Source organism: Paraburkholderia sp. CNPSo 3274 (assembly GCF_024206475.1).
Classification (GTDB): Bacteria; Pseudomonadota; Gammaproteobacteria; order Burkholderiales; family Burkholderiaceae; genus Paraburkholderia.
In genome coordinates this window covers 113,982-128,526 of sequence record NZ_JAMBPR010000011.1, presented here as the reverse complement: position 1 = coordinate 128,526, position 14,545 = coordinate 113,982, and the positions used below count along the sequence as shown (strand labels likewise).

Here is a 14,545-nt window from a genome sequence, read left to right as displayed (position 1 = left end):
ACCGCTTCGTCGTCGCATCATTCGCCGCCTTCCGCTCAAGGAGTCGATTGTGAACACACCGCTCTCGCCGTCCGCCGCACATGCAGGCCGCGGCGCGTCGCGCTGGCTGACCCGCTTCGTCGGAACGGCTGGGTTGTGTGCCGTGGCGCTGTGCGGCTGCACGGATCTGAGTACGCCTGCGTATCGACGCCCGGACATGCCTGCGAAGGACGCCTGGGCGCATACGAGCCGCACGTTTTCCGCGGCTGATACGGTCAATCCGCAGTGGTGGAAAGCGTTCGACGATCCCTACCTGAATACACTTATAGCAAAGGCGATTGCGGGCAATATCGATATCCGGGTGCTGGCGGCGCGCATTGGCGTGGCCGGGGCGCAGATCGGGGAAGTGCAGGCCGGTGCACTTCCCACGGTCGACGCGGGCGCGGGTATCGACTATGAGAAGAGCACGGGGCTAGCGCTCTCGAAGACCTATAACGTCGCCACTCAGGTGAACTGGGACATCGATATCTGGGGCAAAGTCGAAAAAAGCGTGCAGGCCCAAAAGGCTGAGTATCACGCTAGCGAAGCGGATTGGCGTGCAGGCTATTTGACGCTCGTTGCGAATGTGGCGAGCACTTATTTCCAGATTCTCCAGTTCGACGATCAGATCCGGGACGAGGAAGGCACGCTCAACAGGAACAAGCAGATTCTCACCATTTACCAGCAGATGTACGCAAACGGTGTAGCGCCCAAAACCGAGGTGCTGCGTCAGAGCGCGGAGGTCAATGGCGTGACGACCGAACTGCTGGAACTGCACCGTGAGCGCGATACCGCCGAAAACGCCCTTGCCACGCTGGTCGGCGTGCCGGCGGGCGAGTTCAAAATGCCATCAGGCCAGTTGCGCGAGCGCGTGAAGTTGCCGGACGTGCCCATGGGCCTGCCCGCGCAGTTGCTGGGGCGCCGCCCCGATGTGGTGGCCGCGCAGTACCGCATTCTCGAATCGTATGACGAAGTCGGTTCCGCGCGGCTCGCGCAATTGCCGACCATCAGTCTCACCGGCCGCGCCGGCACAGCCGCGTTCTCGCTCTCCGACCTCTTCAAGGTGTTCACGCTGAGCTTCATGCCGAGCATTGACTTCCCGATGTTCGACCCCGGCGTGCATGCCCACATCAAGACGACCGAGGCGCAGAGCAAGGTTACCGAAGAGCAGTATCGCCAGGTGGTGTTCGCGGCCTTCGAAGAGGTCGAAAGCGCGCTCGTGAATCTCGACGCGCATAAAAAGCAGCGCATCGAATTGCTGCAGCAGAACGAGCGGCTGCGCACCGTCGCGGCGCAGGTCGAGGCGCAGTTGAAGGAAGGGCTCGTGTCGCAGCTCGAAGTATTGGAGTCCGAACGTTCGCTCGCTAACGCGGAACAGTCGCTTCTCTCCAACCATGAGCTGATCCTGAGCGACACCGTCACCCTCTATAAGGCGATCGGCGGCGGCTGGCCCGACGCCGATGTAGCCAACGTGGCCTCGAGTTCCGCTGTGTCGGCGGCGCCCGTCAAGTGAGCGCGCTCGTTGCGTTGGGCCGCGTCAGTTGTTTGACTCCAGCCAACAGTCGCCTACACTTTTCTAACACCCCGATCGCCGTGTGCAAGGCGCGCGGCTTCACACGGAGAGTCAGTGCGCACGCGGCGCTTGCGCCACGCGCCGCCTGGCTGACAACTGCTGATCGCTGGCGGAATCATGGTGCCTGACGCCGCTTCCATTGCCGAGAGCCAGACATCGCTCGACCGGACGTTCGATATCGTGCTGCGGCCGATATCGCATGCGGAGCTGGGCGAGGTCCGCATCGACAAGGATCTTTTCGCAGTTGGGCGGACACAGCCGCCTTTTGCCGCGGCGCGGCCGGAGGTCGTCGTCGATGTCTCGCGCCGTCACGCACGCATCTTCCGCGAGGGCGCGGCGGCCTACGTCGCCGACCTGGGCAGCAAGAACGGCACAGCGGTCAACGGTGTCGAAGTCACCCAGAAGCCCCACGTTCTCAACGACGGCGACGAACTCAGCTTTGCCGGCGCGCTCGCGTTTCGCGTGAGCTTCGCGCCGCGTACGGTGCGCGCGGCGGTGCGGGCGACCGTGGTGACGCTCACGCCGGAGCGCGCCGATCTCGGTTTGCAGCAGATCGTCGTCACGAGCTTTCCGTTCCTGGTCAGCAAGGCCGACGAGACGTTCTCGCAGTATCACGACGCGTATCCGCATCAGGTGAACTATTTGTCGCGGCGTCATGCGCACATCTATGCCGAAGACGACGCGATGTATGTCGAAGACCTGGGCAGCACCAACGGCACGTTCCTCGACGGACAGCGGCTCGACGATCACGCGGTCAGGCTCGAAGACGGGCAGCGGATCGCATTTGGCGGCGAGCACTTCGTTTACCGGGTTGGCCTCGAAAGTACGTATGGAAGCGATGCCACCGTGACCGCGACGCGCGAGCGCCACGCGTCGGTGCTCGCCGAAGACGCGGACCGCACGACCTTCATCGGCAGCGCGCACTCGTTTCTCGACATTTTCTGCACGCCGCCCGCGCCCGCCCAGGACGACGAAATCAACCCCGATGCGCCTCAACCCGCGCCGGAACCGGGCCACGACGCGCGACGCCGGCGCGGCAGGCTCGAGGTCTTCCTTAGCGAGCTGAGCGAAGCGCTGGGCGGCAGCGGAAAGATCAACATGGGCGCGTTCGCGCGCTGGGGCGGCGGCGGGCTTGCCGTGATCGTCGCGCTCGTTGCGCTCACGTATTTCCAGGGCGCGCCGCAGCGCGACATGCAGGCATTGCTCACGAGCGGCCAGTTCGAAAGCGCGGCGCGCGTGGCCGATCAATATCTCACGCGCCACCCGAATGACAGCACGTGGCGCGCGATGGGGACAGAAGCGCTCATCAAGGCGGACGTACCCGACTGGGTCGCCGCGATCAATGCGGGTGCGTTCGACCGTGCGCGTGCCATCGTGGAAGATATGCGTACGCTCGCGCGCCACAATCCGGACGCCGCGCCGCTCGTGGAAAACATCGGCTGGATCGGCGCGCTGCAATCGTTCGTGCAGGGACGGGGCGGTCCGCAAGCGCTGATTCGCATCTACCGCGACGAAGCGCCGATCCACACGCTGACGAGCCGCTGGAACGACGACCCCGGCGAGCATCAACGTGCATTCGACCGGATCTCGGCCTACGTGCCAGCGTTTGCCGCCGTGTATGCGGATTCGCTCAGCCACTTGCGCAAGCTGCAGAGCGACGACTCCGTGTATGTGGCCGCGCTCGATCGCATCCATCAGGCAATCGACAGCGCGCTCGCAAGCGACCGCTTCGACGCGCTCACCGCGATGCTGAGCGACTATGCGCAGCGCTATCCGCGCCTCGCCGGGCTCGATACTGTGCGCGCCGACGTCGACGAGTATCAGCAGATCGACAGCGAGGCGCACGCGGGCCATGTGCAGGCCGTGCACGACCGCCTGGCCGCCGCTCACTTCGCGACGCCGCCGTTCGCTGCCCATGCGGGCGCGCTCGAAAAGCTTGCGCTAGCGGGAGGGCATGTTGAATCCGCGCCAGCTCATTGAGCGCCTGCGCAAGGTGTTCGGCATGTATGGGGGGCATGCGGCGCCCGAACCTCCGCGGCCACTTGGCGAGGCGCTGGGCGACCACAGCGAGGAGGGCGTAGCGATCCTCACGGCGCGCCCGTGGCGCCTCATTGACGCCACGATCATCACGATGGTTGCGCTCGTGGTGTGCGCGCTCCTGTGGTCGTTCGTCGGGCGCGCCGATGTCATCGTGAGCGCGCAGGGGGCACTTGCTCCGGAGTCCGAAGTGCGCCGCATCTACGCGCCAGTGGATGGAGAGCTGGTGGATATCTACATTGCCGAAGGTCAGCCCGTGGAGAAGGACGACGTCATTGGCCGTATCAACGCGCGCGGCGCGATCCAGGCGGCGACCAACGCGCTCGACGCGCGCCTGAAGCTCGACGACGCCGAGCGCGACTGGAAGGAGTTCCCCGAGAAGAAAGCGCTCATGGAGCGCAAGGCCGAGGCGCTCAAGGCGCAGATGGACGTTGAAGCGCATATGCACGAAACACGCGTGGCGGAAGGCACGAGCAAGCTCCAGCAGGCCGAGAACGCCCAGCTCGACGAAGCGCGCGGCAATATCGACAACGCCCGCCACGTGCGCGACCTCGCGAAGGAAGACCAGGACAAGTACGAGCGCCTGTTCGCGCTGCCAGGCGGAGGCGGGGTCTCGCAAAGCCAGGTCGAGGAAAAGCGCAGCGCGTTCCTGCAGGCGGATAACAACTACCGGATCGCGCAGGCGCGGCTCTCCGAATTGCAGGCGCAAACGAGCCACGAGTTCTCACAGGCGAAGGCGCAGCTCGAAGGCAGCGCCGGGCAACTCACCTCACTGCGCATCGAATACGACGCGACGGAGCGCGAAATCGCCAATACCGAGGACAAGCTGCGCCTGCAGGTGCAAACCGCGCGCCTTGCCGCCGACGCTGCGGCGCGCATCCGCTTCGAGAACATCGACAAGGACAACTTCCTGCTCGTGCTCGCGCCGGTCTCGGGCGTGATTACGGACGTGACGACGACGCAGCCCGGCGACAAGATCCAGGCGAACACGCCGCTAGGGGGCATTGCACCAGCCAATGCGCGCCCGGTCGTGAAGGTGGCGATTGCGGAGCAGGACCGCGCGTTCCTGCACGAGGGTTTGCCCGTCAAGCTGAAATTCAACGCGTTTCCGTATCAGCGCTATGGGGTGGTGGACGGCACGCTCGAATATATCTCGCCGACTACGAAGCCGCAGGCGCAGACGAAGGAGCCAGTTTACGAGGGGCGCGTGCGTCTCGCACGCGATCACTTTTCGATTGGCGGCGCGACGTATCCGCTGCGCTACGGCATGACGGCAACCGCCGAAATCGTGGTGCGCGAGCGGCGCGTGATCGATTTCGCGCTGGACCCGTTCCGGCAGATCGCTGGCTGAAGACACTTACCAGTTCAGAATTCGGGCATCAGAAATCAGGGGAATGCAATGACGACAATCGTACGGATCGACGATGAAGCGATAGGCACGGAAGATTTCATCCGCGCGCTCAAACTCACGGGGCAGTTCGAGAGTCTCGTCGAACAGCAGGTGCGCGACCGGCTGACGGTCATCGCCGCGAAGAAAATGGGCGTGAAGGTGGAGCCCGACGAAATCCAGCAACGCGCCGACCAGTTTCGCCGCGTGCGGGGGCTGCACCGCGCGGCGGACATGAATCGCTACCTGGACGTGTTCGGTATCAGCCTCGATGAATTCGAGCGCTTCATTACCGATACGCTCTATCAGGAGAAGACCTTCAACCTGATCTGCAACGACGAGGCGGTCGAAAGCTATTTCAAGCTCAATTCGCCGAAATTCGACAGCATCGAAGTGAGCCACATCGTGGTGGACTCGGAAGGCAAGGCGCGCGAGGTCATGTCGATTCTGGAGGACGAGCCGCAGGCGTTCGGCGAAATGGCGCGCGAGCATTCGATCGCGGACACGAGCGAACGCGGTGGCGTGATCGGCAAGGTGCTGCGCGGGTCGTTGAAAACGGACATCGAGGCAAAGGTGTTCAATGCGCAGGTTGGTGACCTGCTTGGCCCGTTTCCCGCGTCGGACGGTTCGTTCTTCGAAATTTTCTGCGTGACGGCAAAACATCCGGCGTCGCTCGAAGCGGACGTTTCTTCCGAGGTGCGGCGGCTTTTGCGCGAAGAGTGGCTCGCGGAGCGCGCGCAAGAACATATCATCGACGCGCACTGAGCGCGCAGAGCCACGCTGATGGACACCCAGGCGCCCGCACCGGCTAGCGCACCGTCGCTGGCGGATTTTCTCGCATCGGTCGAACCGCTCTCGCTTTTTTCGCGCGAAGAGCTCGACCGTCTCGCCGCGCAGGTCGAAACGCGCAGCTATGCATTCGGCGACACGCTCTGCAAGCGCGGCGAGCCCGCAGCCGGGCTCTATGTGATCCGCTCGGGCTCCGTGCGGCTCATCGCCGAAGAGCGCGGCAAGGAAATGAGTCTCGGCGTGCGCAAGGAACGCGAAGTGTTCGGCGAAATCGCCATGTTGCGCGATTACTGGCACGAAGTGTCGGTGCGCGCTTCCGCGAAGACCGAGGTGCTTTGCATCCCCCGCGCGGCGCTCGAACCGCTACTGGCCGCGAATCCGGCCGCGCAGTCGTTCGTGACGAGCTATGTGGCGATCAGCTCCGCGGGCGGTTTCGTCACGCGGCTTTTCGACCTGCGTGGCAAGCTTTCGCGCGCCGAACTGGAAGAGTATGTGTCGAGCGTGGGCGTCAAGCGCGTGAGCGCGGGCAAGGAGATCATCCATCAAGGCGCTGGTGGCGACATGCGCCTGTATGTGGTGCGTCAGGGCGAGGTCAGTATTGCGCGCGAGGAAGACGGCACCGTCTATCAGATCGCGAAGCTCGGCGCGGGGGAGATTTTCGGCGAGCGCGCGTGCCTGCTTCGGCAGGATCAGCCTGCGAGCGTTACGGCGCTCACCGATGTACGGCTGCTGGTGATTCCCGAGAAGACCGTGCATTTCATGCTGGAGCGCAACCCGAAGCTGCGCGAGGTGCTGGAAGAGCGCGTGCGCTTCAACGAGCGCGAATTGCAGCGGCAGAAGAAGGTCGCTGAGCGCCGCAGCCGGCCCGTTGCCGTGGACAGCGGGGCGGACGCGACTTTCAGCGAACGCGTGATCAAGCGCTTCGTGCTGGTCGAGCAGGCCGAAGAGATGGATTGCGGCGCGGCGTGCCTCGCAATGATCTGCCGGCATTACGGCATTCCCATGACGCTCGGCAAGTTGCGCGACCTCGCGAACGTGACGACGCAGGGCGCGACGCTGGACAGTCTCGCGCGCACCGGCGAGGCGCTCGGCTTCACCACGCGCGGCGTGCAGTGCACTTACGAAGCGCTGCAAGGGTTCGAGCTGCCCTTCATCGCGCACTGGGAGGGCTACCACTATATCGTCGTGTACGGCGTTTCGAAGCAGTGGGTGAGGGTGGCGGACCCGGCGCTCGGGTTTCGCAAGCTGAGCGTCGAAGCGTTCGAGCGCGGCTGGAACGGCACGTGCCTCTTGTTCACCGCGGGCGAGACCACGGGCGCGCAGGCGGCGACGCGCTCGCCGTGGGTGCGCTTCATCGGTTATCTGCTGCCATACCGGAAAATACTCGCCCACCTGTTTCTCGCGACCTTCGTGATCCAGATGCTGGGCGTGGTGCCGCCGCTCATCATCCAGAACATTCTCGACAGCGTAATCGTCCACCAGAATGTGAGCTTGCTGCATCTCCTGATCGTGGGGCTCATTATTTCGCACGTGTTTACGCAGCTCATGACGACGATACGCGCGCATCTGTCGAATTTCATGGTGCGCAGTCTCGACTTCGCGATGATGTCGCAGTTCTTCAAGCACACCATGTCGCTGCCGTTCTCGTTTTTCGCGCGCCGTAAAACGGGCGATATCTTCGCGCGCTTTCAGGAGAACCAGACGATACGCGCGTTTCTGACTGAATCGACGGTGACAACGGCGCTCAACCTGCTGATGATCTTCATCTACTTCACGATCATGTTCCTCTACAACGTGAAGCTGACGCTGCTGCTGATCGCGTTCGTGATTCCCATCATGGCGCTCACCGCCATTGCCACGCCGCGAATCAAGCGCTACGCGCGCGAGGTCTTTGCCGTGTCCACCGACGCGCGCTCCATGCTGATGGAGACCCTCGGCGGCGTCGAAACCGTGAAGGGCATGGGGATAGAAAGAGCGGTGCGCCTGAAATGGGAGCGCAAGTACGCGAAGTCGCTCGAAGTGCAGTATCGCGCGCAGGCGTTCCATATTCTGGTTGGACTCGGTAGCCAGTTGCTCAACGCCGCGACCACGATCGTGATTCTCTGGGCGGGCGCCACGCTCGTGCTCGATCAGGAGTTGAGCATCGGACAGCTCATTGCGTTCAATGCGTTCATGGGCAGCGTGCTTGCGCCGCTCATGGGCCTCGTCGGGCTCTGGAGTCTCATGAACGACGCGGCGGTCGCGATGGAGCGGCTAGGCGACGTGCTCGACATCGAGCCCGAGCAGAAGCCTGCCGACCTGGGTTCGCGCGTGCTGCTTCCCGACCTGCAGGGCGACATTGAATTCGACGGCGTGTATTTCCGCTATGGCGGCAACGAAACGCCTTATGTGCTGGAAAACATCAGCTTTTCCGTGGGGCGCGGCCAGATGGTGGCCATCGTGGGGCGCAGCGGATCCGGCAAGACGACGCTCGCCAAGCTGCTGGTGGGCTTCTACGCGCCGACCGAAGGCAAGATCAACGTGGACGGCTACGACATGAGCGCGATCGACCACGCGTACTTTCGTGCCCAGGTGGGCTACGTGATGCAGACGAACCTCGTGTTCTCCGGCACGATTGCCGAGAACATCGCGTGCGGCGATGCAACGCCGGACTGGCGGCGCATGGAGGAAGTGGCGCGTATGGCCGATGCGCACGCGTTCATCAGCAAGATGCCGCTCGGCTACGAACAGGTGGTGGGCGAGCGCGGCATGGGCCTTTCGGGCGGGCAGGTCCAGCGCCTTTGCATAGCGCGTGCGCTCTATCACGACCCGCGCCTGCTCGTGTTCGACGAAGCCACCTCGTCGCTCGACACGCAGTCGGAAAGCAACATCCTCTCGAACATGCACGACATTCTCCAGGGCCGCACCGCGCTCATCATCGCGCACCGGCTGAGTACCATCATGCGGGCGGACAAGATCCTCGTGCTCTATGAAGGGGCGATCGTGGAGCAGGGGCGTCACGAAGAACTCGTCGAGCGCAAGGGCATGTATTACCAGCTCGTTCAAAAGCAGCTGGGGGCATCATGAAACTCTTCGACCCGCACGGATTCGGCAGTTCCGTTGTGTCATATGCGGAGCTGCTCGAGAAGATCGAGATCCTGCGCTCGACGCTGCGCTGGGCGCCGCGGCTCGAACGCACCGACATCGAAAAGCTTTTGAACCAGTCGAACGCGCTGCGCGACGAAGTCATGCAACTTTCGCGCAAGGAGCGCTTCGTCGAAGCGGCGGCAGAGGCGCCCGAAGCGCTCGATACGCTGGCAAGGCCGGATGCCCTTACGCCCTCCGCGCACCGCCGGCGCGAGGCGCTTATCGAGCGCAGCTTCATATTCGAAGGCATATTCGGCGACAACCCGAAGCTGCTCGCAGCGCTGGAGATCGCGGAAAAGGCGGCGCCCACCGACTTGCCCGTGCTGATCGACGGCGAAAGCGGTACGGGCAAGGAGTTGATGGCGAAGGTGATCCACGCCAACGGCGCGCGCGCCGACCGTCCATACATCTCGGTCAACTGCGGCGCGATACCCGAGAACCTGCTCGAATCGGAGCTGTTCGGCCATCGCAGAGGGGCGTTCACGGGGGCGTCGAGCGATCGCAAAGGGAAGTTCGAAAGCGCGCATACGGGGACGATCTTTCTGGACGAGATCGGTGAGTTGCCACTGCAGGGGCAAGTGAAGCTGCTGCGTGTGCTCGAATCGCACGAGATTCAGCGGGTGGGCTCCGATGAGCCCATTGGAGTCGACACGCGCATCGTTGCCGCGACCAACCGCAACTTGCGCGAACTCGCCGCGCACGGGCAGTTTCGCGAGGACCTTTTTTATCGGTTGAGCGTGATTCATGTCACGCTGCCCGCGCTGCGCGAACGCAACGACGAGATTCCGCTACTCATTGCGTATTTCGGCGATGAGGCCGCTGGGCAGCTCAAGCGACGGCCTGTGAAGCTTACGCCCAAGCTGCGCGATTTCCTGCTTACGTATGCTTATCCGGGGAATATTCGCGAGCTGCGTAATCTCATTTATCGGATTTCGTGCCTGGCGGGTGACACGGCCGATATCGAGCATCTGCCCGATGATATTCGGCCTAAGCCTGCCGCGCTGGCTTTGCGGGTCGTGGAGGCTGAAGCGGCAGGTGCGCCTCTCTCATTGAGCGATGCGAAGCGCGCTGCGAGTGATGAGGCCGAGAGGGCGTTTCTTGAGCGTGGGTTGCAGGAGACGGGGGGGACGGTGGCCGAGCTCGCCCGGCGCTGTGATATGAATCGCTCGCATTTGCAGATGCTGCTTAAGAAGCACGGGATTCATTCGAAGGATTTTCGGCATGCCGATAAGGTGAATCACGAGAAGGAATCCTGAGCGAGTGCTCAGTGGGTGATTTTTGTCGTGGATCTTGGCGGGTTGGCATTTCCTTGTGTTCGTGTCGGTATGCAGGCGTTGCCCCTGTGCGGGGCGGCACCTACTTTCTTTGCCGCGGCAAAGAAAGTAGGCAAAGAAAGCCGCTCACACCGCCAATGCCTGCCACGGTTCACCTCGCGCCATTAATGGTGAATGGCTCCGGAGCGTCTGTCACCTCGCACCACCAAAGTGAGTGACAAGGCAGTCATGCATCCCGCTGCTCGCTACGCGCGCTGCGGTCGGGTCTGCAAGGGAAACCCAATGGGAGGAATCAGGATTCGCGAGAATGCACGCGCCCCAACGGTTTTTGGTTATGCCCCACGGCGCCCGCAGCGCCGCCGGAGGGATGAGCGCCTTGTCACTAACCTTGAAGGCGCGAGGTGACAGACGCTCCGGAGCCATTAACCATTAAAGGCGAGAGGTGAACCGTGGCTGGCACTAGCGGTTTGAGCGGCTTTCTTTGCCTACTTTCTTTGCCGCGGCAAAGAAAGTAGGTGCCGCCCCGCACAGGGGCAACCCAGGCAGACCGACGCGAAAACAAGGAAATGCCAAAGGCAAACACCAGGCAGACCGACGCGAAGACAAGGAAATGCCAAAGGCAAACACTAACGCCCAACAGCAGGATTAACCAGCGTACGATCCGACGCAACAGGATCATCCACCCTCACGACGACCGCGGTGATGTTATCGCGCCCACCCGCCTGCAAGGCCATCTCAACGAGTACATCAGTTGCATGCTGGCAGTCGCCGCCCTCGAGCGCGCGCACCATCTCGGGTGTCTGCACTTCATTGCTCAGGCCGTCGCTGCATAGCAAAAAGAGGTCTCCGTCGCGCACGACGATGCGGCCTTCGTCTAGATCAAGCCAGTCTGCCGCACCGACGGCCCGTGTTATCAAATGCTGCGATGGATGGTGACGCGCCGCTTCTGCGCTCAAATGCCCCTGCGCCTGAAGCTCCGCCACGTAACTATGGTCAGTCGTAAGCGGTTCGAGCTGCGCATCGCGGTACAGGTAAATGCGGCTGTCGCCCGCCCATAACCAGCCAAATTCGCGCCCCCTCGCCATCAGCACGGCAACGGTGCTGCCAATCATGCGAACCCCGCGCCGCACCGCTTCCTCGCGCAACTGGTGGTTCACCGTCTGCAGCGTGCCGCGCGCCGCAGCCGAGAAACTGGTGAGCGCGTTGGGCGCGGCAAGCGCCCCAAGCGAGCGCACGATCATGCCACTGGCAAGATCGCCCGCCGTGTGCCCGCCCATGCCGTCAGCCACTGCCCACAAGCCCCGTTGGGGCTGATCGAGACACGCATCCTCGTTGAGCGCCCGCACACAGCCCACGTCAGTGCGCGATGCCGAACTCCATAACAATCCGCCTGTCACGATCGAGCCTCCATAGGCTACGCGACGAGTCCGTTATTCTTGCCGTTCTGGCCCACGCCTACCGTCACGTTCGAATTGGACGCGGAATTGGTCACGTCGAGCGTCTGGTACTGATTGACGACCTGATTCGCGTAGAACGTATTGTTGGTCTGGTAGAGATTGATGATGGATCCGAGCGGGGAAGGCTGTGCGGGCTCGTAGGGCTGTATCCAGCCGAATACCCACGGCGCGCCGGCGCCCCGGATGAACGACATGGCCTTGCGGTCGAGATCGCATTGCAGGTGAAGGTCGGTGATGGCGAGCGAGGTCATGACAAGTCTCCGTCAAGATGATGGCCGCGGGCGCGCGGCGTTCCGACCATACCTTGCAAGCAGCATGCCATTTTTTGGCGAAGCGCGGCGCTCGCGCGCCACATCCCCGTGAGGCTTGCCCCATATGACGTTGCGCGCGCGAGCCGCGCTCTGCGCTGGCCCGCGCCTCATGGGTCCGCGGTGCACTGGTCGTGCGCTCGCCAACACGTTGGTTGTCCGTCGTCATCAGGACTCCGACACATGAACGATCGCGCTTCGTGAGCCGGGTCGGCGGCGAATTGATGGTTCAGCGCCGACACAATCGAAGCACTCGAGTTGGTGCACCGCCGACACACGGGCGCCTCCAGCACGCATGTTCTCCCGCTACGCCTTATAGAACCGTGATCGGCCGCCTGGCATGTCTGATGCAGGTTAGTTGGCAACCGGCAAACCGTCGAGCAGCACGGGAAGCCAGCAACCAGCCAGACGGATGCAGCAATGAGCCCCGATCTTCAACCGACGTTCCACGCAGATGAACCGCCGCTCGGCGCGCATCTCGTGTCGCGTCGCGCGGGCTACAGCCATCACGGTATCTATGTCGGTGGCGGCCGCGTCGTCCACTACGCCGGGTTGTGCGTATCGCTGCATCGCGGTCCGATCGAAGAGGTCACGCTCGAACGTTTCGCGGCCGGCTACGAAGTCGCCATCGTCGCGCATCCGTGCGCGGCCTTCGTGGGTCGCGAAGCCGTCGTGCGTGCGCGCTCGCGTCTGGGCGAAGACCGCTACCGCCTGCTCAGCAACAACTGCGAACACTTCTGCACCTGGTGCGTGGACGGCAAGGGCCGCAGCGAGCAGGTCCGCACCTGCATTGCCCATCCGCTGGCCGGCTTGCGCGTGATGCGCGCGCTGGTTCACGCTCGCCGCCTGCAAGCCAGCCACGACGGGTACGCCGCGCAGGCGGCGTGAACGCCATTTCCTGTCGACCTCAATACGACACGCATCGCCACTTGCTTCGGAGACCATCATGAATTCCGCCGAAACTTCGCTGCGCACCCTCGTCGACAAGTGGCTCGCACCGAACGCGCGTGTGCCGGCCCGCGTGGTGCGTTTTAGCCGCACGCAGGAGCAACGGCTGCGCTACGTTTGCGTAGAAGCGGTGCATCCCGCGCGCACGATTGCAATCTTCTTCTTCCGTCACGACGATGGCACCTGGTGCGTATTTCCGCCTGCCAGCACGCGTCCGGCCATGACCGCGCGCGCTGCGTGAATTCAACGCAGCAGCGTCGGGCGGGGCGGCGCCGTGGGGACGGTTGCCGGCCCTCGCTGGGCGGGCGAGCCTTCGATCTCCACACGTACGCCGATGAACGGCCGCGGCACGAGTAGCGTCCGCCGCGACGCGATGCGGGCGCCGCCCACGATCGCAGCCATTGCCTGCCTGTCCAGTTCCACGCTTTCCGGAAGGTCCTTGATGACGATAATGCTCATGGTCTGCTCCACGAGAGCGGATTCGGCTTGAGGGGTTTCGCTTGAGTATAGGCGGTGGCGCGCAGCGCACGTAAACAAACAGGCGGCGCCTCGCGGCGCCGTCTGCATGTTCCCTTCGCGGCAGCGGCTAAAACGTCACGCCGGTGTTGGCGTATTGCGAGGGATTGACCTTGAGGTTCAGCGGCCCGAAGCCAGCGCCGATATAACCGATGTTGTTGAGCGCCGCGACGTCGACCACCTGAACCTGCGAGATGTTCTGCACGATGTTCGGCGAGACGGTGATGTTGGCAATCGAGCCGTAGCCACCGTAGGAGCTGTTATTGCCGCCGCGTACGGCTGTCATGGCGCGGCGGTCGAGTGCCGTTCCGGGAGCCAGCTCGCGGATAACGAGGGAAGTCATGATGAGCCTCCAGTTGTCGATGAATGGGGCGGATGGACCCGGGCGATCGCGGCACGCGAATGAACGCAGGGTGCGGCCGCGCCGCCGCCAGGACGATCAGAAGTTGATCGTGTTGTGGGCGGTCTGCACCGGGTTGACCGTCGCGTGGATGTTCTGCGCGAACGCGACGTCGTTGCCCACGTTGTTCTCGATGGTGTTCGTCTGGCCGATCAACTGCTGGGCGCTGAAGTTCGTCGTGTCGTACTTGAACGACGGCGCCGGGTAGTAGCCGGGCCAGAGGCTCAGGCCGCCACCGCCGCGCACGGCGCTCATTTCGCTGCGGTCGAGTTCTTGCGCGACGCTCAGGTCGGCGATCATCAGCTTGCTCATGACAGTTCTCCAGAAGGGCAGTACAGGGTAGTTGGCGATTGAGCTGCAGTATCTTGCGGGCTCGCTCCTCTTAATGCACAGGGTGTGCCAGCGGCTTCGCGCTCACGTCACGAACCGCTCGACGCCTTGTGCGACAGGGCTTTGCGGAAAGCCGCCGCGTGTGTGCAGGACAGGTGGCAGCGCTCGCGCGCGAAAACGCTGATGGTGCGAGCCCAACAGCGCGCGGCGCGGCCGTTGGATCCGGGGCGACACGTGCGGGCCAAGGGCCTGGTTCAGGCACCGATTGCACTGCGCGTTGCCGCAGATTAATCTCTCATCAGACCTTGTTGCATGGTTGAAAGCGCGTGCGCCGACGGAGATCACGGTGCGCGCAGATTCGGCGGCGACTCTGTATGCTTTA

At 63.3% G+C, this 14,545-nt stretch carries 13 protein-coding genes; 8 read left to right on the top strand and 5 right to left on the bottom strand.

The features are described 5' to 3' along the window. Positions 1-106 precede the first annotated feature (106 nt). The 6 genes from M3I54_RS09990 (at position 107) to M3I54_RS09965 (ending at position 10,186) form a co-directional block, all read left to right on the top strand. The gene (locus M3I54_RS09990) at positions 107-1,531 is read left to right on the top strand and encodes an efflux transporter outer membrane subunit (protein ID WP_375542121.1); all 1,425 of its coding nucleotides are present in this window, start codon (positions 107-109) and stop codon (positions 1,529-1,531) included. A gap of 177 nt (positions 1,532-1,708) precedes the next feature. After that, positions 1,709-3,571 (top strand): FHA domain-containing protein, encoded by a 1,863-nt coding sequence (locus M3I54_RS09985; RefSeq protein WP_254335235.1) that lies wholly within the window; start codon positions 1,709-1,711, stop codon positions 3,569-3,571. Between the two features lie 22 nt (positions 3,572-3,593). Further along, positions 3,594-4,979, top strand: a complete 1,386-nt coding sequence (locus M3I54_RS09980) for an HlyD family efflux transporter periplasmic adaptor subunit (protein WP_254335300.1) — start codon at positions 3,594-3,596, stop codon at positions 4,977-4,979. A gap of 48 nt (positions 4,980-5,027) precedes the next feature. Continuing rightward, entirely contained in the window at positions 5,028-5,780 is a 753-nt protein-coding gene (locus M3I54_RS09975) for a peptidylprolyl isomerase (protein ID WP_254335232.1), read from the top strand. An 18-nt stretch (positions 5,781-5,798) separates the two neighbouring features. Next, on the top strand, positions 5,799-8,870 hold the full coding sequence (locus M3I54_RS09970) for a peptidase domain-containing ABC transporter (RefSeq protein ID WP_254335230.1): 3,072 nt from the start codon (positions 5,799-5,801) through the stop codon (positions 8,868-8,870). After that, a complete protein-coding gene (locus M3I54_RS09965) occupies positions 8,867-10,186 on the top strand; it encodes a sigma-54-dependent Fis family transcriptional regulator (RefSeq protein ID WP_254335229.1) in 1,320 nt (439 codons plus the stop codon). Before M3I54_RS09970 ends, M3I54_RS09965 begins: the two co-directional genes overlap by 4 nt. A 644-nt stretch (positions 10,187-10,830) precedes the next feature. Here the strand turns inward: M3I54_RS09965 and M3I54_RS09960 are convergent. Further along, positions 10,831-11,601, bottom strand: a complete 771-nt coding sequence (locus tag M3I54_RS09960) for a protein phosphatase 2C domain-containing protein (RefSeq protein WP_254335221.1) — start codon at positions 11,599-11,601, stop codon at positions 10,831-10,833. Positions 11,602-11,618: 17 nt separating this feature from the next. Further along, positions 11,619-11,912 carry a hypothetical protein gene (locus tag M3I54_RS09955; RefSeq protein ID WP_201695097.1) on the bottom strand — a complete coding sequence of 98 codons (294 nt, stop codon included), beginning with the start codon at positions 11,910-11,912 and terminating at the stop codon, positions 11,619-11,621. A 477-nt stretch (positions 11,913-12,389) separates the two neighbouring features. On the opposite strand from M3I54_RS09955, the gene M3I54_RS09950 reads away from it, so the two are divergent. Continuing rightward, the gene (locus tag M3I54_RS09950; protein ID WP_254335219.1) at positions 12,390-12,857 is read left to right on the top strand and encodes a lecithin retinol acyltransferase family protein; all 468 of its coding nucleotides are present in this window, start codon (positions 12,390-12,392) and stop codon (positions 12,855-12,857) included. Positions 12,858-12,915: 58 nt separating this feature from the next. Further along, entirely contained in the window at positions 12,916-13,158 is a 243-nt protein-coding gene (locus tag M3I54_RS09945) for a hypothetical protein (RefSeq protein WP_028204751.1), read from the top strand. Positions 13,159-13,160: 2 nt separating this feature from the next. On the opposite strand, the gene M3I54_RS09940 is transcribed toward M3I54_RS09945, so the two are convergent. The 3 genes from M3I54_RS09940 to M3I54_RS09930 form a co-directional block, all read right to left on the bottom strand. Further along, positions 13,161-13,376, bottom strand: coding sequence for a hypothetical protein (locus M3I54_RS09940; protein ID WP_254335217.1), 216 nt, complete (start codon positions 13,374-13,376; stop codon positions 13,161-13,163). A gap of 127 nt (positions 13,377-13,503) precedes the next feature. Continuing rightward, the gene (locus tag M3I54_RS09935; RefSeq protein ID WP_254335215.1) at positions 13,504-13,776 is read right to left on the bottom strand and encodes a hypothetical protein; all 273 of its coding nucleotides are present in this window, start codon (positions 13,774-13,776) and stop codon (positions 13,504-13,506) included. A 96-nt stretch (positions 13,777-13,872) separates the two neighbouring features. Next, positions 13,873-14,145, bottom strand: coding sequence for a hypothetical protein (locus M3I54_RS09930; RefSeq protein WP_254335213.1), 273 nt, complete (start codon positions 14,143-14,145; stop codon positions 13,873-13,875). Positions 14,146-14,545 lie beyond the last annotated feature (400 nt).